The sequence below is a fragment of the Acinetobacter sp. SW-226 genome (assembly GCF_055632855.1).
On sequence record NZ_CM145752.1, the window covers coordinates 631,227 to 649,992 of the forward strand.

The following is an 18,766-nucleotide window of genomic DNA, read 5'->3' on the forward strand; positions in this document are numbered from 1 at the left end:
TAGTGCTTTTGAGTGGAGTATCATAGCCACGTTTTTATAGATTAAATCATTAAGGTTGTGCATGAAAGTGCTGGCATTGGAATCTGCAAATGAGCAGTGTTCCGTCTCTATTGTAGATGAAAATCAAGAACTTTTTTCCAATTGGATACGCGCGCAAAAGCACAAACGCAAACGATTCTTCCAATGATTGAGCTAGGTTTTCAACAGTTGGGTTTAAAGACAGAAGATTTATCTTGTATCGCTTTTAGCCGTGGTCCTGGTTCTTTTAGTGGCGTTCGTATTAATGCTGCAGTGACTCAAGCTTTGGCATGGTCAAATGATTTACCTGTGGTTCCTGTCTCAACTTTACAGGCTCTGGCTCAAGCTGCTCATCGTGTACATGGGTTAATGGAAGTAACAGCAGTTTTAGATGCGCGAATGAGTGAGGTCTATATTGCAAGTTTTCAATTAGATGTAGACGGCATCATGCAAGCGACCAATGAAGAGCAACTTTTAAACTATGCTGATGCGACGGCCTATGCTCGCTTTACTTTAGTCGGTTCAGGCGCAACCTTAATTGACCCATCACAAATACAATACAAAGATATCAGCGCAAGTGCGCAAGATATTGCCACAATTGCACGCAAGTTTGCACAGCAACAACAATGGGTCAGTGCTGAATTGGCACTTCCAGTCTATTTGCGTGATAACGCTTGGAAAAAAATCCCAGAACAGGGTAAAGCATAATTAGGGTTTTTTATGGATCTTTTACTGCTGCTCAAAGCAGCAATTATGGGTATTGTTGAAGGTATTACCGAGTTTTTGCCCATTTCAAGTACAGGACATTTAATTTTAGCTTCTGAACTCATGAATTTCTGGACCAAAGAAAAAAGTGATGTCTTCGTGATTGCCATTCAAATGGGGGCAATTGCAGCCGTTATTTATGAATATTGGGCACGTTTGTGGGGGGCGGCAACGGGCATTTTTAGTGGTGAACCCCAAGGTCGTCGTCTCGGAGTTGGACTCATTTTAGCGTCGATTCCTATTGTACTGATTGGTTTGACCTTAGGTCAGACGGTGAAAGAGCTTTTATTTAATGATATTGCCATTGCCATCGGTTTGATTGTGGGTGGTTTGATTATTATTTGGATTGAAAAGCATCCACCACAAGAGCGCGTACATGAAGTTGAAGACCTAAGTGTGAAAGATGCGATGTGGATTGGTCTGATTCAAGTGCTGTCTTTAATCCCAGGTACATCACGTTCGGGGGCAACTATTATTGGCGCGATGTTCTTAGGTGTATCGCGTAAAGCGGCGACTGAGTTTTCATTCTTCTTGGGTATTCCAGTAATTATTGGTGCGGGTCTTTTAGATTTGTACCAAAGTGCGCATGTGTTTGACGGACAACAAGATTGGATCGTATTGGCAACAGGCATTATTGTTTCTTTTGTCTCAGCTTTACTGCTGATTCGTGCTTTAGTTGCTTATGTGGCGAAGCGTGATTTCATGATTTTTGCATGGTATCGCATCGCTTCAGGCTTAGTGATTCTATTGTTTGCCTTTACAGGTTGGAAGTTATGGTAAGCCCAATGCGCTTATATGTGGAACAAGAGCATTTAGAAAAAGCACAGCACTATGTTGCTGTGCTTTTTTCTCGTGGTGTAGATGTCAGCATCGAAGTCGCCGAGAAGCTAAATGCACGTTTTTTCCGTTTTCACCCTGAACTGGGGTTGTGTGCCGATGCCGATGGGCTTTGGCTTTGTGCCAATGGCATGAAAATGCAGCCAGATTGGAAAGCAGAAGTTCCACGCTTAAAACGTGCATCGTTGAAGTCTGAAATGATTGCGCGTGCTTGCCACTTGACTGAAAAACCGAAATTGATTGATGCAACGGCAGGGCTTGGGCATGATTCATTGCTCATGGCATATTTGGGGGCCAATGTCACTTTAGTAGAACGCCATCCCATTTTATTCACCTTGCTAGAGTCAAGTAAGGAACAGGCTTTGCAGGATGCATTTTTAAACTCTGTGGTGAGTCGAATTGACTTGGTTTTTTCAGATTCAGCGCAGTATTTGCAGCAACAAGCAGAACAGGGCAATACGGTCGAAGTGGTTTATCTGGACCCGATGTTTCCGCAACGGGATCAAAATCAGCAAGCCGTGAAAAAACAGGCGCAAGTGAAAAAGCAAATGCAGCTTTTACATATGTTATTGCCTGAAGATGGCGAAATGGATTTGGGTGATCATCTGCTTGGCTTGGCACAAAAAGTGGCAAAACGGGTGGTGGTCAAACGTCCGCGCTTGGCCGTATTTTTGGCAAATCAAGAAACCACTCATCAGTGGCTGGGGGATGCATGCCGTTTTGATGCCTATTTTCAGCATGAACGCTTAGACTGAAGTGGAAGATTGCTTCAAAAGTATGCAAAGATTTGTTATATAGTTAAAAACATCATTGATAAAATGCTGATCAAGCATAAACTTAGTGTGTCCCTACGCAAGTCACAATTTAATTAGAATCTTATGATCGACTTCAAACCTTCCATCAACTTTTGGCATGATTTTAAAAGCAACCAAACTGCGGGGATGTGGTTGTTTCTAGGTTCACGACGCTCTTTGCAAATTGTCCATCCTTCGATTATGCAGCTCATTTTCTGGGGGATTTTAGGTGGCTCAGCCAATACTTTATTTAGCTGGTTGAGTGCAGGAGAGATTGGTGACTTTAACCCGCAAGGTTTGGTCAGTTATGCGCTTTGGCCCTTTATTGCCCTGATTGTTGGGATTTTTCTGTCTCAACGGGTGAATAATCCACGTTTGATGTTGGTACCAGCACTCCTTTGGTTGGTGCTGGATACGCATATCGCGTTATTGCAAAGTTTTATCCAATATTTGGGCATGATTGATGTCTTGCCTTATTTCTTCTATGACTACTTGCCGAATGTGTTCATGGTGTTGTTTGTCTGGCAGAGTTTGGCTGTGGTGTGGGTGTTTTCCCGTGAGCTGAAATGGCCATGGTGGGAGCGTGCCTTGATTGTCTTGGCCACGCTGTTTACTCTTGTGGTTTGGCAAATGTCAGTGACCAGTCAGCCGATTTGGAAGGTAGAAGAAACGCCACCAACCTTTGCAGAAGATGCTTTCTATGCACAAAGTCGTTTATTAAATAAAGCACTTGAGTCTGTGCAATATGGCGAATTTGCGCAGTCACATTGGTACTTCCTTGGGGTGGCAGGAGCGAGTTATCAAGATGTATTTCGTTCGGAAGTCGAGCGAATTAAAGAACAATTCGATACCCGTTTTGGTACGTTGGGTCGTTCGATGATGCTGGTGAATAACCCTGCAACACGGACAGAAATTCCGATAGCCTCTAAACACAGTATTGAAATGGCGCTGCGCCGTATGGGACAGCAGATGAACCGCGAAAGTGATGTGTTATTTTTATACATGACCTCGCATGGTTTACCGAACCAGTTCGAAATGGAAAATGCACCTTTAGACTTAACACAGGTCGACCCGAAATGGTTACGTGAAACTTTAGATGCATCGGGTATTCGCTGGCGTGTGATTGTGATTTCCTCGTGTTTTTCAGGTAGTTTTGTGCCTGCATTGCAAAATGACAATACTTTGATCATTACCGCATCGGCGGCCGATCGTCAGTCTTTTGGATGTACCAATGAAGCCGATTATACTTATTTTGGTCGGGCGTTCTTTGATCAGGCGATGCGTGAGCAAAACAGCATAGAAACGGCGTTTAGCCAAGCACAAAAAACCGTGAGCCAATGGGAAACAGCACAAGGTTTTGAACCGTCAGAACCACAATGGTCGATGGGTAAAAATATGGAGCTGATGCTTCCTCAACTTGAACAGCGCTTGTTCCCACCTAAAGCTGTTGCAACCCCTTAATTTGGATCTAAAAAGGAACCTTGATGGAATTAGTACAATCTAACCGTAGTTTTGATGGTGAACAGCGTATTTACCGATTTAATTCCATCAGCCTCCAAGGTGAGAGCAAGTTTGGTATTTATTTACCTGCCCAAGCGTTAGCAGGGCAAGCGTGTCCAGCCTTATTTTACTTAGCGGGATTAACCTGTACCGAAGAAACTTTTGCCATTAAAGCGCATGCACAGCGTTTAGCAGCACAGCTAGGTCTGATTTTGGTAACGCCTGATACTTCACCCCGTGGTGAACAGGTTGCACAAGGTGATCATTGGGATATTGGGCAAGGGGCAGGTTTTTATATCAATGCAACCCAAGCGCCGTGGGCTGAGCATTTCCAGATGGAAAGCTATGTCGCTGAAGAACTGTATGATCTCGTGATTCAGCAGTTTGCCGTACAAGCTGAGCGTATCGGTATTTTGGGGCACTCAAAACAATGTTTTTTTGAAAATATGGAAAATATTTTAGTTTGTTGATTTTTATAAGTTTTAATACCTAAGTTAAAAATTCCATAAAAAAATCTATATTTCAGCAGAATACATCAAATTTTCTTATCAAAAATTCCATACTTTTTCATATCCACGCTACTATATCCATTATTCATAATTGTAGGAGTAGTCATCCGTGGAAAGATTAGAAAGACATGCTTCATTTGGTGGTTCGCAGGAAGTATATAAGCACGAGTCGGAAGTATTGAAGTGTTCAATGAATTTCTCGATATATCTTCCACCACATGATGAAAATGAAAAACTCCCTGTAATTTATTGGCTTTCAGGTCTTACATGTAACGAACAAAATTTTATAACTAAAGCTGGCGCACAAAAATATGCTGCTGAACATAAGGTAATTATTGTTGCTCCAGACACTAGCCCACGAGGTGAGAGCATCCCAGATGATGAAGCTTATGATTTAGGGCAAGGCGCAGGCTTTTATTTGAATGCAACTCAAGAACCTTGGTCAATAAATTATAGAATGTATGATTACATTGTTGATGAATTAAGAGCTTTAATCGATCAAAATTTCCCTACAAATAAAGTTCAAAGCATTATGGGGCATAGTGCTGGTGGACATGGGGCATTAGTTATTGGATTAAGAAACCCTGAGATTTATAAGAGTATTTCTGCTTTTTCACCAATTGTTGCACCTTCTCAAGTTTCTTGGGGGCAAAAGGCATTTACCGCTTATCTTGGCAAAGATCAAGCTTCATGGTCTCAATATGATGGTGTTGAACTAATTAAATCCAGTTCTGTGCAGATACCTATTTTAGTTGATCAAGGTGTGGAAGACTCTTTTCTGCAAGAACAATTGAAACCTGAACTATTCGAGAAAGCATGTAGGGATAAAGAATATCCGATAACTCTAAACATGAGAGATGGATATGATCATAGTTATTACTTTATAGCTAGTTTTATTGAAAATCATATTAAATTTCACTCATCAAAGATTAAATAATTTATTAATCTCTAACGAGGTTTTTTCTTAATAATTTAACGTTGATTACTGTTAAATAAAAATGGGGCATTTCTTAAATGTTTTCAAATATAAACAGCCGTTAATTGTTTAGAAATACGCATTAAATACTCACACAATTTGTAAGATTAGGATTTATTCATGTCTGATAATTCACTCAAAAAAGGCAGATACACTCGTCTTAGTAATAAGATTGGTCTTTATTCAACCAGTCAAGATCGAATCGGTTTTTTAAACAATAACAATGATGTGGTTCTAAGTTTCCCATTTAAAGATACTGTGCTTGAAGCAGGAATGAGTAAGGAAGATAAAGGGCGTGAAGAACGCTTCTTGCACGAAGTAATTGATGGTGCAGATATTGATACTTTATTTGAAGCTAAAACACTTACTAACTTTGAGCTAATTGGTAGCGATAAAAATATACAAGACATTACTTTCTTTGATGAAAATGGTGATTTACAGCAAAACTTATTAATCAAAGGAAATAATTTACTTGCGTTACACTCATTAAGTGATCATTTAGTAAACAAGATTAAGCTCATCTATATTGATCCCCCATTTAATACAGAGAATGACAGTTTTCAATATAATGATAGTTTTACCCATTCAGCATGGCTGACATTCATGAAGAATCGACTCGAAGTTTCTAGAGAACTTTTAAGTGATGATGGGTCTATTTTTGTTCATTGTGATGATAATGAGTTAGCTTATCTTCGAGTTTTAATGGATGAGGTGTTCGGTAGGAGCAATTTTATTAGTCAAATTAATATTGATGCACGTTCCCCATCGGCATTTAGTACGGTTAATTTAGGAGTATTTAAAGCATCAGAATATATGCTTTGGTATGCTAAAAATCGTACAAATTTTACAGAAAACAGTTGTCGTGTAGCACGGAATCCTGACTATGCTTATGATAAATGGTTAGAAAATCCAGAAGATGATATAAATGAGTGGAAATTTATTTCTGTAGTTGATGCATATAATAAAGATGCTAACCAACAAAATAGAAATCCACTAACTGAATTAAAGCGTTTTAATAAATTTATCCTTAATAATGCTGATAGAGTTTGTCGTTTAGCGAGTATTAGCGACTCAGGAGCAGGGCAAGCCATATTAGAATTAAAAGAAAAATCATTGCAACAGCCGAACACATTTTTTTATTTAAAGCGTGATAATGGCTTAGATGATGTTTATGTAATAAATGGACAACAACTTATCTTCTATAAAAAAAATGTATCCGTTATCAATGGTGAATTAACAGCTACAAAGTTATTAACAAATGTTTGGACTGATATAGCTTGGGAAGGAATTGCAAAAGAAGGTGGTGTTAAATTAAAAAAAGGGAAAAAACCAGAAGCTTTAATTCAAAGAATTATAGCCTTATCTACGATTGAAAATGACATTGTGCTTGATTTTTGTTTAGGCTCAGGAACAACCTGTGCTGTAGCTCATAAGATGGGGCGTAGATGGATTGGTATTGAACAAATGGACTATATCGAAGACATCACAAAAAAACGCTTAAAAAGTGTTATTGAAGGCGAACGAAGTGGTATTTCAAAAGTAGTGAATTGGCAAGGTGGCGGTTCATTTGTCTATTTTGAGCTAAAAAAATACAACCAATACTTCTTAGACAAAATCATGGCTGCTACAACCAAGGGCGAACTTGATGAAGTCTATAAAGACATGGCTAAAAATGCCTTCTTGAAGTTTTGGTTTGATAAAGACGAATTTGAAAAAGATGAAAATTTCCGTGTACTTGATTTAGATCAACGTAAGGAATTACTGATTGGCATTTTGGACGAAAACCAACTTTATCTTAACTACGCTGATATGCGTGATAGTCGTTACCAAGTTACAGAACAAGAGATGGCATTAACCGACCTATTCTATGGAGCGAATAATGGCTAAGAGTATAAAAACTAAAGTTAAAGATACGTTGGAACAATTCTTATTCAATCAAATTGAATCGAATCCTGAATATCAAGAATGGGTCAGAGATTATCAATTGCCATCTTATATTACCGACAATCTTTCAAAGACGTTGCGGGGCTATCAGGAAGTTGCCATAAAGCACTTTATTTGGCTGTTTGAGCAAGACCCAAGCAAAGCCAAACACCTGCTGTTTAATATGGCAACTGGTACAGGCAAAACGCTAACAATGGCTGCTGCAATCTTGTACCTATACCAAAAAGGCTACCGTAATTTTGTGTTTTTGGTGCATCAATTACAGATTAAAGATCAGGCAATAAAAAACTTTACTGATTATAAGTTCGCCAAGTACCTATTTAACCCTAAAGGAGTTAAATTGAATGGTAAGACAATCAGTATTCGTGCAATTGATCGTTTTCAAGATGCTCAAAAAGATGCAATTAACTTTATGTTTTTCAGCACTTCGCTTTTATACAACCGTCTGACAGAAGATAAGGAAAATAGCCTAACTTCTCAGGATTTTGCGGATAATGCAGTAGTTGTCATTGCTGATGAAGCTCATCGTCTCAATGTAGATACTCGTAAAAAACTCAAGAAAACGGATGAAGAGGATATACGAAATTGGGAAACTGCCGTTCAATCTGCAATCTATGCTCGACCTAATAACTTGTTATTGGAATTTACTGCTACCGTAGATTTAGAAAACCCCCTTATCCATAAAAAATACCGTGACAAGCTGATTCATCGTTATGATTTTCTACAGTTCAATAAGGATGGATACAGCAAGGCAGTTAGTTTCCTTTATAACGAAGAAACACAGCTTGAAGATCAAAAGCGGCTATTGGTTATTAATGCGGTGGTTTTGAGCGAATACCGCAGATTGCTTGCTGAACGAGAAATGAATGTTCACATCAGTCCGATTATCTTAGTTAAATCAACAAAGATTGCTAAAAGTGAGGAAGATCGGGAGTTTTTCCATAAAGTCGTTAGCTCCTTAAAAGTAAAAGATTTAGACCATTTAAAGAATCTAGGTGTAGGTACTCAACAATCTTTAATAGAGGAAGATCGAAACCGCTTTATCTCGCAGATGTTTAGTTGGATTGGTTCGCTTAAATCCGGTTTGGTATCAGCTCAAGACCCTGACGGTTTAAATGCGTTCATTGCAGAAATCAAAATGCATTTCCGTGAAGATAACAGTATGACGTATAACAGTCAGAAAAAAGAAAAAGCTGACTTACTTCCGCTATTGGATAGCCCTAGAAATGTTATTCGAGCAATTTTTTCTGTCAATGCGCTCAATGAGGGATGGGATGTCCTCAGCCTGTATGACATCATTCATTTTGATATTTCTGAAACCAAGAAAGTATCTTTACAGGACATTCAACTTATAGGTCGTGGCGCAAGATTGTGCCCATATAAACTACCAAAAGCCTATAAGATTTCTCAAAGTGGTGGATTGTTTGATGAAGAACACGGCTATGAGTTTGACCCCTTCAAGCGCAAATTTGACAATGCCCCGCATGAGCATGGACGCATTTTAGAAACTTTCTTCTATCACTTTGTAAAAACAGGTACGTTCCTAGAAAATCTGCAACATGCTCTACTTGATGAAGGCATTGTCAATCAGAGCATGGAGAAACGGACAATTAAGCTCAAGTCTGAATTTCTCCAAAGCGAAACCTATAAAAAAGGTTTTGTCTTGGTTAATCAGCAGTTGTACCGCACCAAAACAACGGATACGGAAATTGATGCCACATTTAAACGTGAAATTAAAGCGAGTACGTACAGGCTTCATACAAGAAGTTTAACGGATGCTGAACAAAACAATATCCAGGCGGGTATTCGATATAAAACGATTCATCTTACTGAAAAGTATTTTTCATCATTGATCATTCGCAAAGCGTTAATGTCGGCAGAAAATAACTTTTTCCGCTTTAATAACCTGAAAAATCATATTGTTGGAATAAAGAGCATTGATGAATTGATCGAAAACTATCTCCCTTTATATGAAATCAAATACTCGTATTCAGAAGGTAAGGACATTCATCAACTTGAAGCACATGAAAAACTGCAATTATTAGTCGGTGTGATTTTACCGGAAGTGCGTAAGGCAATAGATAAGCACATGCCACAAATTACAGGAAGTCATATTTTTAAACCTAAATCACTCTCATCAATCTTTCAGCAAGAAAAAAACATATACTTAGTTTCATTCCCTATCCAAGATTTAAATGGTGAAACAAGTGAACACGCACCTGATGAACGTGCAAAATCACAGTCAAATCATGATAATCCAGATCTACAGTTTGATGTTGAAAATGCCGGTTGGTATGCCTACAGTGAAAACTATGGTACAAGTGAAGAAAAACGCTTTGTTAAGTTTGTTGCAACTCAAATTGGCGAACTTAAATCACGCTACAAAGGCGCAGAAATTTACCTGATTCGTAATGAACTCGATTATTGGTTGTTTAGTCCCAAAGATGGTCGTAGATTCAGTCCAGATTATATGCTCATTATTAATGATGCTGAAAATGGCGAAATGTATTATCAATGCTTAATTGAGCCAAAAGGCGGTCATTTACTTGAAAAGGATGCTTGGAAAGAAGATGTCTTGATTAGTTTAGCTGATGAATGTGAAATTACTTTTGATGCAGATTACGATGATGATCAAAATCATGTTGATTTCTTAAATGAAGTTAAACAACATGGCTACAAAGAAATCAAATGCTTAGGGTTCAAATTCTACAATACCGAACCACGAAGTGAATCTGATTTCGCTATTGATTTTCAAACAAGAATGCCGAGTTAATCTCGGCTTTTTTAACTAAATCCTCTAATATATCTAATTTAGTTTTAACTTTATTCAACTCTTTAGTTTTGTATACAGAAAAGTTATCTAGTTCATAAACAAAAAGAGGGATTTCCTTTTTCAATTCCTCAATAGCTTCAATTTGATTGGTCAGAATTTCTATTCGGATTTTTAGCTTTTGGCAATGATCATCAAGTGTGGAAATCTTTCGATCCTCTTTTGAGCAAAAGAGTTCACGAAATTCTTCCATTTTTGATGTCTCTGAGTAGGTGGTACAACCCATTTCATTTTTATCAGCATCGATAATTAAAAATTTTCCTCGTTCCAATCTAAGTACAAACCTGTAAACATTCTGGTAATTGATATTTGTTTTTTCAACATCAAAGTCTTGTCTAATTTTTTTCCAAAAATCATTAGCTTGCCAAGAGGTAATGTGATTTTTCCTAAGGACTGTCATTATTTCATTAAAAAATGGAAGTTGAGGATATGGTAGTAGTTTCATAATTAAAAATGAGGATTATAAGCCGTGGATTAAAAACCTTCAATTCCTGATAGTTCTTGTATTTGGGCATTAGCCATGAATCAAGAGCTTGCACAATCCATAGGTTCTCAAATCAGAAATGTACGTAAGCAAGAGAACATTAGTTAAGAGCAATTGGCGCTTTTGACAGGCATAGATCGGAGCTACTTAGGTAGAATAGAACGAGGGGAGGTGAGTGTGACAGTTGAAAAATTGGCTCAGATTGCCGTGATATTAAACGTAGATATTAAAAGTTTAATACCTTAGCATATGCTTCAATTGAACATCTGCTCTGTTCTAATAATGTCTTTTTCTCATTTTTAAATATTCTTTAATTGCCCATAAGAAGCTACCTATAAGAACTATTTCGAAAAAAGCGATACGACGCATTTTTTCGTAGTGTTTTACGAAAATAGGGGTGAAATCAATAATAGACTTTGATGTTTTATTGGCAGCTTCTAGAAGTAAATGTTGCATCCATACATCTAGTAAAATAAATAAAATCATACCAAAACAAGGCAAAAATAATATTGCCTTCCGTCTATGCAGAATTTCTAAAAATGTATAAAACTCATTAATCAACCAGTCTTTCATGAAGAATTCCTCTAATTTTTGTTGATCTTAAAGCCTATGATTTTATTATCGTTTTCCTCATTGAGGAACTGGTTTTCTCGCTTTAACCTATGATTTTCGAAAATTAAAGAGTTGATTTGGCTAAGTTGAACATCATATTTTTCCTGAAGTTCTTTTAATTGTTGCTTGAGCTTTAAAGCTTCATTTTGCATTACAATTTTTGAGTTCTTCTTACTATATTCATTGCCAAGTCTTTTTGCTTCAGCTTCCCTAATATTATCTAATAACTCTGCAAGTTCAGGACGAGAGCGCTTTACAGCACCTCTTTTCAGACCAGCTTCTAGTGCTACCGTATCATTATTGATTTTTGAGCCTTTAGGTACTCTAATAGGCGTATTTACAATTAGACGATTCAGCGCCTCATTAAGATTCACCAAAGCTTTAGACATTTTTTACCTCAATGTATTTCTTACGAAGTTTTTCTAGAAGTTGTTCGACTGCTTTGACTTCTTGCATGTACTGCTCATATAACAAAGACTCGTTTGTATTTAATTTTTCATCAGCAATTTTAGCGTATGCGTTTTTTGCTAATTCCAGAGCATCAATGGAGTCTTCGTTGAAAATTGAATAAGAGCAAGGGATACATGCGGTAATATAAGAAAATCCTAACTTATTACAACCTGAGGTACGAGAGCATCCACCCAGAACTGTTTTTCGATAAGCAATTTTTCCTTCAAAAATATACTTTTCGGTCTGTTTTTTATCAGTTAAAAATACAGGAGCTTTATTTTGATCTTTAAGTACTTGTAGTCTAGTACCTTCACCTCCAAATAAAGGTGTATCTTTTTGTACTACCTCCTTTGTGAAATCAGATAATTGTTCATATAAGGTTTGATTTCTATATTCTTTAATTAAACTAGATTCATACTCTCTATCTGAAAGATTTTGATCTTGTATGATATTTTGAGCATTCATATAGTTTTTGCCGTAGTACAGCGTCATATCATAAGTGATATGTTTCAATTGACGTTTTAGTGTTGGAATATTCACTAAACCACTTCGAGCACAGTATACAGTCAAAGATCTGCGAAACTGGTGGCTAGTAAACTTCCATGGTTTTCCAATTTCAAGTTTATAGTCTTCTAACCAATTAATTAATGGATTAAAGATATTTAACTCATGTAAATCATCTTCTGTGAAAATGATGGGATCTATCGCTCTATAAATTGAATAATGATCTTCCATAAATCCGCCTAAAGGCATCTCAAAAATGGGATGGAATGATTTTTCATGCTTAATGGCAAATGATGGAAATAGAGGATACGATTCAAGGTCTAAATGTGAAAAGACACCTCGTTTAGCACTCCATGATTTATGTATTTTTGCCAGTTTTTGTAATGTACCAATAACATGATGTATTACACTAGATGACACCCAATATGTCGAAACGGCTCCAACTTGGGTAAACTTACTAGTAGTTCCCTTCAGTACCCATGCCGATGGTAAATTTCTTCTTTTTATTTCTTGATATGATACATAATTCAGATTTAATGCTTCTGATCGACGCATTCCGCTAAAGCATAGTAGTAGAAAGGCACCTAAATTTTGAATAGACTGAATGAAGAATAAGACACGTTGACTAAACCTTAAGTCGTATTTTTCACTTAATACTGTAAGTCCATGTTTTTCTAGCATTGCTTTAAATATTTGCGGTTTCTCATGAAAATTATTACCTTCTTTATATGTGTGAAAGTCATTTTCACGAATCAAATTATGAATTCCATTTATAAATTGCTGTATTTCATGAAAGAAATTTAATCCACTATCAATAAATAGTGCGTAAATTCTAGACGGAATTAGGAGAGTTTGCTTGTGCTGTTTCATTTCAGGGAGCTGAGTATTTTTTATTTCTTGTATAAACTTTTCATCGAACCCAAATTCATCAATTTGATAAAGCATACCTGCTTTATTGATGGAGTTTAATACACTGAGATACTTCTTTTTACTCTCCCAACTAAGTTCAGTTAAATGGTTTTTTAATGCTTTGAGAAGTAACCCATTTCCCCTCATTTTTGTGAAGTCACAATTATAATCTAAGCAAAAAAAAGCAATTTTTCGAATCATGGCAAAATTATTGTAAATAGTGGCCAATGTAATGTTGTTATCTCTTCTTTTTCTTGAAAATAAAATGTAAAACAAAGTGATTTTTATTTGGTGTGACAGAATGTCTGTATTGTTTGATGGGTGATTTAAAGTAAAGTCAATTTCAGATTGGTTCGTATAATTATGAGCGTAACAACCTAACTCCCAAATCATACTTTCAAAGTAGCTTAATGGGTTTCCTAATTCATCTAAACTAATGACAGTATTATTTTTAGGGTGGTGATTAAATTCTTGTTCTGATGTTCCGAATGTATTTGCAATAGCAGGGATATTATTCATAAAAACTTACTCCTAAATCTGTAAGTGTATTTAGCATAATTTCAAAAAAGGGACTTAGTTTTCCAGTGCTTATTAATTTTGAACTAAACATAATAGTTTTTTCATTCTTTGGATCATTATTAAGAATAGAATCCAGCACATCATTTATTTTTTGAATAACAAGCAAAAGATTTTCTGAGTTCTGGCTAGAGTGTGCCATTTCAAAAACTTTTTTAGCTGATAAAAGCTTATGAATATCCTCTTTGTCTGTATGGATGACATAGTTTTCGCAAAATAAACATGAAATTGGGTTGGAACAATTTGGTGTATCTAGATCAATATCTTGGTAAATACTTTGAAGTTTAGGTGCTTTAGTGAAACAGTGACCCATGTCAGTAATTAACGTGTTAGCCAAATTTAGCCTTATCGTTGAAGCAGTATTCGATATGATCGGTGCTGAAGTAGAGATACTTTGAAAGGTATTAGTCATTTCAGTTAAGACTTGAGATTCAGTAGCTTCTGTGTATGAGCTAGCAACGATTTGAGGCGTATTTCCTAATTTTTTAGCGACTATATTTAAGTTTTTACTTTCATTATGATAAATATTTGCAATAGTGGATCTTAATTTTGATAATGGAATCCACTCTATTTCATAAAAATGTTTTACAAACCAAGTCCTAAATATATTATGTTGGTTTTCGGAATAAGATATAATAAAGTTGTCTTTATAAATAGCTTTAGTGTTATTTAAACCTATGAAAAGTAAATTTCCACTTTTATCTATATCATCATTAAACTTATGATTTTTTATTATCCACTCTCTAAGGTTTAAATACTCCAAGAGTAATTTTTTAAATTTTAAAGGTAAAGTTAATTCAATATTTTTATAGCCAGCTCTCGGCTTTGTAGTAATAACTCTCATTCCTTTTGTTGAAGAGTGTAAGTCTTTTACGTCAGAGACTTGCAAATTGTATATTTGTGATGTGTTTAGTGCTGATGCTGATACAAAACATTTTATAAATGCCGTGATTGCTAAATTGGAAATTTTTGCATTATTTTGATTAATCTTATCTATATTATTTTTCTCTATTTTCTTGTTGTTAAATTCTTCATAAAATGAAATATCAACATTGTTTTTTTTATTTCTTAAATGAATTGGTAGACTCTTTTTGTTAATTAAAAAGTCTGAAAAAGTTAAAAAAATTGTTTTATTGATTTCGAAGAAATTTTGAAATTTATAATCATCAACAGGAATATTATGTTTTTTATGCTTGGATGCAATTTCTATATAAGAGTTTTTCACTTCTTTAATATCAATTTCTAGTGATCTTGATAGGATTTCTGCAAAAACATGTTGTTTTCTATTGTATTGGCCAAGATCTGTAATCGAATTTTTAAGTTTGGTTGCTCGATCCATAATTAAATATTGTGTATAGTCTCTATATATATTTAATGCTTGAGACCTTTCCTGTAATTCAAATACACCATAACGAGAATATAGCTCCTTAATTACATTTCTAATCACTTTAAAATAATGTTTAATTGAGGCATGAGAATACCTCTGAGTCATATCTAAAATATACTCATGTAAAGGCGAGATTAACTCTATAAACAATGATTTTTTATCGACTAACGCGTAATGTGTTTGTCTATTCATTGCTGTATGATTTTGAAAAAAAATTGTACCAAAATCTAAGTATGAAATTTTTCCAACAACTTTTAATTTTAAAACGACATTAGGTAAAAAAGAAGTAGATAGGGCGTCATAATCTTCTGGGAACAGATATTTAATGTCTCTTTCTTCGAACATGATTTTTAATTCATTCCTTGATAGTTAAATAGTATTTCTTCAAACTTTTTATCCACCTCAGTATTAAATTTTGAATAAGCAATGTACCTAACATAGTGAATTGTACTCATGATATTTCGATGACCCATTCGGCTTTGTATATACGGTAAAATTTTATCAATATCATTGACATGCTTCGAGGCAGATAGAAGTAGATTGACTCCAAAAGTTGCACGTAAATCATGTAGAGTGAATGTCTTTATGTCTTCTTTATTCTTGTGCATCAGATCAATCAATTTGGTCAGTGCTTGTCTGGCTGCATTACCTCTATGTATTGAAGACTTTATTTCTTTTGAAAATAATTGAAGATTACGATCCTCAATTTCTTTGATGGATGTGTAGTATGGGTTTCCATGTTGAGTAAGAAAGACATAATTTTCATCTTGAACTTTATATAGGCTCTGTGATGCTCTTTTCTTCCAAGATTCAGAGCATAAATATTGATCTATATCTTTGATTAACCATGCTGGTACTTTCAAATTGTGTTCATAGCCCCCCTTAGTATCAATAATTGATTTTCCGCCTATTCGAATGCTGTAGGTATCATCAACACTATTCGGCATTTGTTTAGCAAGTAACTCTTTTATATGAAATGCTCTTAACGTACAGATAGTTTGTAATCTTGCCCCAGTGTATAGAGCTATATAGCAAATAAGTTGAAAATCTCTAGAACTATATTGTTCTAAATATTGAAGAAAAATTTGCTGTTCGATTGTAGAAAGTGGGTGAAGTCTTCCACCATCGATAATTTCATTTCCATATCGAGGATTAGGGCTATACCGAATTTTCAGATTTGAACTATTCACCTGTTTTTTATAAATATCACCAGAAGAAGTAACACATGACACATAGGTTTTAATTTTTTCATAGGGCCGATTCTTTAATTCATCAGGAGTAAATACATTTTCTGCAATTAAGAAATCATAAAAACGTAAAATTCTGTTCATCCGTTGACGAGCAGTGCTTGGTGAAATTAAACCAAGTCTTATTCTTTGCAAAAGCGATGTATGAAATTGATAAGTAACTCTTTTTTCAGGCTTAGGAGGAAGGTGCAAGATATCTAATTCATTTTCCTCTAAGAATCTTAAAAAATCTATTAAGTCTGATGCAACCGATTCTAATAGAGCGGTGCTTTTTTTCTCATCAATGAGTAAGTGATTGAAATAATTTGAAGATAGATGCCATACAGTATTGTCACTTTTGATCAATGACGGAAATCTTGGGCAATAGATATTTTCCATTTGGTCAAAGCTATTTGTTATGGAGTCAAAATAGGTTGGACGATATTCTTTTATAAAATTTATATGGGCTTTAGATTTAGAAAAATACGGCTCTAATTTTTTGCTCATGTTTACCCACTCATTAAATAGTATCTATTTACAACAAGCTATAAATTCCATATAGTTTTTACAGCACGTTGAAGAAGCATACTACACAAAGTACATTGAGCATGGGCGGGCATGGTGCTTTAACCTTGGCGTTGAAATATCCTGAGAAATTTAAGTCTGTGTCTGCTTTTGCCCCGATTTGTGCACCTAGCCAATGTCCTTGGGGCGAGAAAGCATTTTCAAACTATTTAGGTTCAGATCAAGCTGAATGGCTAAACCATGATGCAACTGCTTTAGTACAAACAAAAGTTTCCCAATTTGCCGATATTCTAATTGATCAGGGTTTGAGTGATCAATTTTACAGTCAGCTTAATCCTGCATTATTTCAGCAAGCCTGTCAGGCTGTGGGTCAACCACTAACCCTTCGTGAACATGCAGGCTATGACCATGGTTATTACTTTATTCAAAGTTTTATTGATGACCATTTGCAGTTTCACGCGGTACAGCTTGAATCTTAAATATTGATTTGTAATATTTATTCTTAATTTTTGACTAGAAATCATCCAGTACTGGCATTAACATGGTTGGGTGATTCATTGATGTGCTTAAAAAATAAAACAGTAAAATAATAGATAGGGTATACATGCAAAACTCTGAGGCATCATTGCCACCTGTAGAGGCTTCTTTTGAAGCAAGTTGGCCACCTCCGCCAGTCGTCCCAGCGGATGAACCTAATACATACTTAGGTCAGACCTTTCGTTTCCAGTTCAAAGGTAATGCTAGAGAGTACTTTGGCATTTGGATTGTGAATATTCTACTCACGATTGTGACCTTCAGTTTATATGCACCTTGGGCAAAGGTTAGACGCTTACGCTATTTTTATGGCAACACTGTATTTTATGCGCGTAAGTTTGATTTTACTGGAGTACCGACACGGATTTTAATTGGTCGAATTATTGCATTGGGCGTGTACTTTGGTGCTTCAGCTTTGGCTAAGGTTTCACTGACTGCAGCGCTGATTGGTTTTGTTCTGATTTTTTTATTGGTGCCATGGTTGCTACGTTCCACTATTCGCTTTCGTGCCAGAAACAGTAAATTTGGCAATAGCCGCTTTTATTTTACAGGCACAACCAAAGAAGCCTATATCTTGGCGCTGAAAGGCATTTTGATTTACATCTTTACCCTCGGGATCTTTTTCCCAGTGCTGTTTTGGTATTTTAAAAAATACACGATGGATAATTTACAACTGGGGCAGTTACGTTTTGAGCTACATGCCGATTGGCCTGACTATATGCGTGCCATGTATGTCCCGGTGTTTTTGTTTATTGGAATCGTCTTTGTTTTAGGATTATTCGTTGCCTTCACCCTTCAAGTGGGGAGTAGTTCTCCAACCCAGTTTGGGATCATCGTGGCAGCGATTTATATGATTGCTGCTTTTATGATTTGGCCGCTGATGATGGCGCGAATTTTTATTACCACATGGAATAAAGCCACTTTGGGGCGTAGTCCTTTCCAAACGGACTGTGGTCAGATGCATTATGCATGGATCGTGATGACCAACTGGATTTTAAAAATTCTCTCGCTTGGTTTGTTATCTGCATGGGCTGCGGTACGTTTATATCAGTATCAAATTGAGTCATTAACTTTAACCCTAAAAAATGATCCAGACCGTATGTACAATTTGGCTCAAGATGACCCGAATGCCATTGCTGAAGAACTGAGTGATATTTTTGACATCGACATTTCGTTGTAACGAGGCTTAAATGCAGGAACAAGATATCACCTTTTACGATGGACAAATCTCAAAACCGTATCCCGCGACGATTTCTCCAATTGACCGTGAAACGGTGTTGATTTGCTATAATCAGCAGCAGCGCCGTTATTATTATGCCGATATGCAGTTGATTGGGGCATTGGGGCAGATACAACCTGTGATTGAGTTGAAAGATGATGCACGGA

13 protein-coding genes and 4 pseudogenes are annotated in these 18,766 nt (G+C 36.1%); 11 read left to right on the forward strand and 6 right to left on the reverse strand.

Going from position 1 to position 18,766, the window contains the following annotated elements:
- Positions 1-61 precede the first annotated feature (61 nt).
- The 8 genes and pseudogenes from tsaB (at position 62) to ACZ8ZH_RS03085 (ending at position 10,116) form a co-directional block, all read left to right on the forward strand.
- Positions 62-726 (forward strand): annotated as a pseudogene (tsaB, locus tag ACZ8ZH_RS03050) (tRNA (adenosine(37)-N6)-threonylcarbamoyltransferase complex dimerization subunit type 1 TsaB).
- Between the two features lie 12 nt (positions 727-738).
- Positions 739-1,563: an undecaprenyl-diphosphate phosphatase gene (locus ACZ8ZH_RS03055; RefSeq protein ID WP_086210774.1), complete on the forward strand. Its 825-nt coding sequence runs from the start codon at positions 739-741 to the stop codon at positions 1,561-1,563.
- Positions 1,557-2,375: a class I SAM-dependent methyltransferase gene (locus ACZ8ZH_RS03060; protein WP_119064965.1), complete on the forward strand. Its 819-nt coding sequence runs from the start codon at positions 1,557-1,559 to the stop codon at positions 2,373-2,375. The genes ACZ8ZH_RS03055 and ACZ8ZH_RS03060 overlap by 7 nt, the downstream gene beginning before the upstream one ends.
- A 123-nt stretch (positions 2,376-2,498) precedes the next feature.
- Positions 2,499-3,875 (forward strand): C13 family peptidase, encoded by a 1,377-nt coding sequence (locus ACZ8ZH_RS03065; protein ID WP_078426258.1) that lies wholly within the window; start codon positions 2,499-2,501, stop codon positions 3,873-3,875.
- A gap of 23 nt (positions 3,876-3,898) precedes the next feature.
- A pseudogene (locus ACZ8ZH_RS03070) lies at positions 3,899-4,339 on the forward strand (alpha/beta hydrolase-fold protein); the annotation flags it as partial.
- A 193-nt stretch (positions 4,340-4,532) separates the two neighbouring features.
- Positions 4,533-5,360, forward strand: a complete 828-nt coding sequence (fghA, locus tag ACZ8ZH_RS03075) for an S-formylglutathione hydrolase (RefSeq protein ID WP_119064964.1) — start codon at positions 4,533-4,535, stop codon at positions 5,358-5,360.
- Between the two features lie 159 nt (positions 5,361-5,519).
- Positions 5,520-7,286, forward strand: a complete 1,767-nt coding sequence (locus ACZ8ZH_RS03080) for a site-specific DNA-methyltransferase (protein ID WP_119064963.1) — start codon at positions 5,520-5,522, stop codon at positions 7,284-7,286.
- Positions 7,279-10,116: a DEAD/DEAH box helicase family protein gene (locus ACZ8ZH_RS03085; protein WP_119064962.1), complete on the forward strand. Its 2,838-nt coding sequence runs from the start codon at positions 7,279-7,281 to the stop codon at positions 10,114-10,116. Before ACZ8ZH_RS03080 ends, ACZ8ZH_RS03085 begins: the two co-directional genes overlap by 8 nt.
- On the opposite strand, the gene ACZ8ZH_RS03090 is transcribed toward ACZ8ZH_RS03085, so the two are convergent.
- Entirely contained in the window at positions 10,085-10,618 is a 534-nt protein-coding gene (locus tag ACZ8ZH_RS03090) for a hypothetical protein (protein WP_119064961.1), read from the reverse strand. The two genes, ACZ8ZH_RS03085 and ACZ8ZH_RS03090, sit on opposite strands and share 32 nt — an antisense overlap.
- 75 nt (positions 10,619-10,693) lie before the next feature.
- Here ACZ8ZH_RS03090 and ACZ8ZH_RS03095 point away from each other — a divergent pair.
- Positions 10,694-10,903 (forward strand): annotated as a pseudogene (locus tag ACZ8ZH_RS03095) (helix-turn-helix domain-containing protein).
- A gap of 30 nt (positions 10,904-10,933) precedes the next feature.
- On the opposite strand, the gene ACZ8ZH_RS03100 reads toward ACZ8ZH_RS03095, so the two are convergent.
- The 5 genes from ACZ8ZH_RS03100 to ACZ8ZH_RS03120 are packed head-to-tail and all read right to left on the reverse strand — an operon-like array spanning position 10,934 to position 16,828.
- On the reverse strand, positions 10,934-11,230 hold the full coding sequence (locus ACZ8ZH_RS03100; protein ID WP_119064960.1) for a hypothetical protein: 297 nt from the start codon (positions 11,228-11,230) through the stop codon (positions 10,934-10,936).
- An 11-nt stretch (positions 11,231-11,241) separates the two neighbouring features.
- Complete coding sequence (locus ACZ8ZH_RS03105) at positions 11,242-11,658, reverse strand: hypothetical protein (protein ID WP_119064959.1); 417 nt, start codon at positions 11,656-11,658, stop codon at positions 11,242-11,244.
- Positions 11,651-13,651, reverse strand: coding sequence for a site-specific integrase (locus ACZ8ZH_RS03110; RefSeq protein WP_119064958.1), 2,001 nt, complete (start codon positions 13,649-13,651; stop codon positions 11,651-11,653). Before ACZ8ZH_RS03110 ends, ACZ8ZH_RS03105 begins: the two co-directional genes overlap by 8 nt.
- Complete coding sequence (locus ACZ8ZH_RS03115; RefSeq protein ID WP_470247842.1) at positions 13,644-15,440, reverse strand: hypothetical protein; 1,797 nt, start codon at positions 15,438-15,440, stop codon at positions 13,644-13,646. Before ACZ8ZH_RS03115 ends, ACZ8ZH_RS03110 begins: the two co-directional genes overlap by 8 nt.
- Positions 15,441-15,445: 5 nt before the next feature.
- Positions 15,446-16,828 carry a tyrosine-type recombinase/integrase gene (locus ACZ8ZH_RS03120; protein ID WP_119064956.1) on the reverse strand — a complete coding sequence of 461 codons (1,383 nt, stop codon included), beginning with the start codon at positions 16,826-16,828 and terminating at the stop codon, positions 15,446-15,448.
- Between the two features lie 98 nt (positions 16,829-16,926).
- Between ACZ8ZH_RS03120 and ACZ8ZH_RS03125 the strand changes: the two are divergent.
- A pseudogene (locus ACZ8ZH_RS03125) lies at positions 16,927-17,325 on the forward strand (alpha/beta hydrolase-fold protein); the annotation flags it as partial.
- Positions 17,326-17,450: 125 nt separating this feature from the next.
- The gene (locus tag ACZ8ZH_RS03130; RefSeq protein ID WP_119064955.1) at positions 17,451-18,560 is read left to right on the forward strand and encodes a YjgN family protein; all 1,110 of its coding nucleotides are present in this window, start codon (positions 17,451-17,453) and stop codon (positions 18,558-18,560) included.
- Positions 18,561-18,766: the final 206 nt, after the last annotated feature.

Coding starts and splice junctions, on each gene's coding strand:
- ACZ8ZH_RS03055 (WP_086210774.1), top strand. CDS start 739: ATGGATCTTTTACTGCTGCTCAAAGCAGCAATTATGGGTATTGTTGAA.
- ACZ8ZH_RS03060 (WP_119064965.1), top strand. CDS start 1,557: ATGGTAAGCCCAATGCGCTTATATGTGGAACAAGAGCATTTAGAAAAA.
- ACZ8ZH_RS03065 (WP_078426258.1), top strand. CDS start 2,499: ATGATCGACTTCAAACCTTCCATCAACTTTTGGCATGATTTTAAAAGC.
- ACZ8ZH_RS03080 (WP_119064963.1), top strand. CDS start 5,520: ATGTCTGATAATTCACTCAAAAAAGGCAGATACACTCGTCTTAGTAAT.
- ACZ8ZH_RS03085 (WP_119064962.1), top strand. CDS start 7,279: ATGGCTAAGAGTATAAAAACTAAAGTTAAAGATACGTTGGAACAATTC.
- ACZ8ZH_RS03090 (WP_119064961.1), bottom strand. CDS start 10,618: ATGAAACTACTACCATATCCTCAACTTCCATTTTTTAATGAAATAATG.
- ACZ8ZH_RS03100 (WP_119064960.1), bottom strand. CDS start 11,230: ATGAAAGACTGGTTGATTAATGAGTTTTATACATTTTTAGAAATTCTG.
- ACZ8ZH_RS03105 (WP_119064959.1), bottom strand. CDS start 11,658: ATGTCTAAAGCTTTGGTGAATCTTAATGAGGCGCTGAATCGTCTAATT.
- ACZ8ZH_RS03110 (WP_119064958.1), bottom strand. CDS start 13,651: ATGAATAATATCCCTGCTATTGCAAATACATTCGGAACATCAGAACAA.
- ACZ8ZH_RS03115 (WP_470247842.1), bottom strand. CDS start 15,440: ATGTTCGAAGAAAGAGACATTAAATATCTGTTCCCAGAAGATTATGAC.
- ACZ8ZH_RS03120 (WP_119064956.1), bottom strand. CDS start 16,828: ATGAGCAAAAAATTAGAGCCGTATTTTTCTAAATCTAAAGCCCATATA.
- ACZ8ZH_RS03130 (WP_119064955.1), top strand. CDS start 17,451: ATGCAAAACTCTGAGGCATCATTGCCACCTGTAGAGGCTTCTTTTGAA.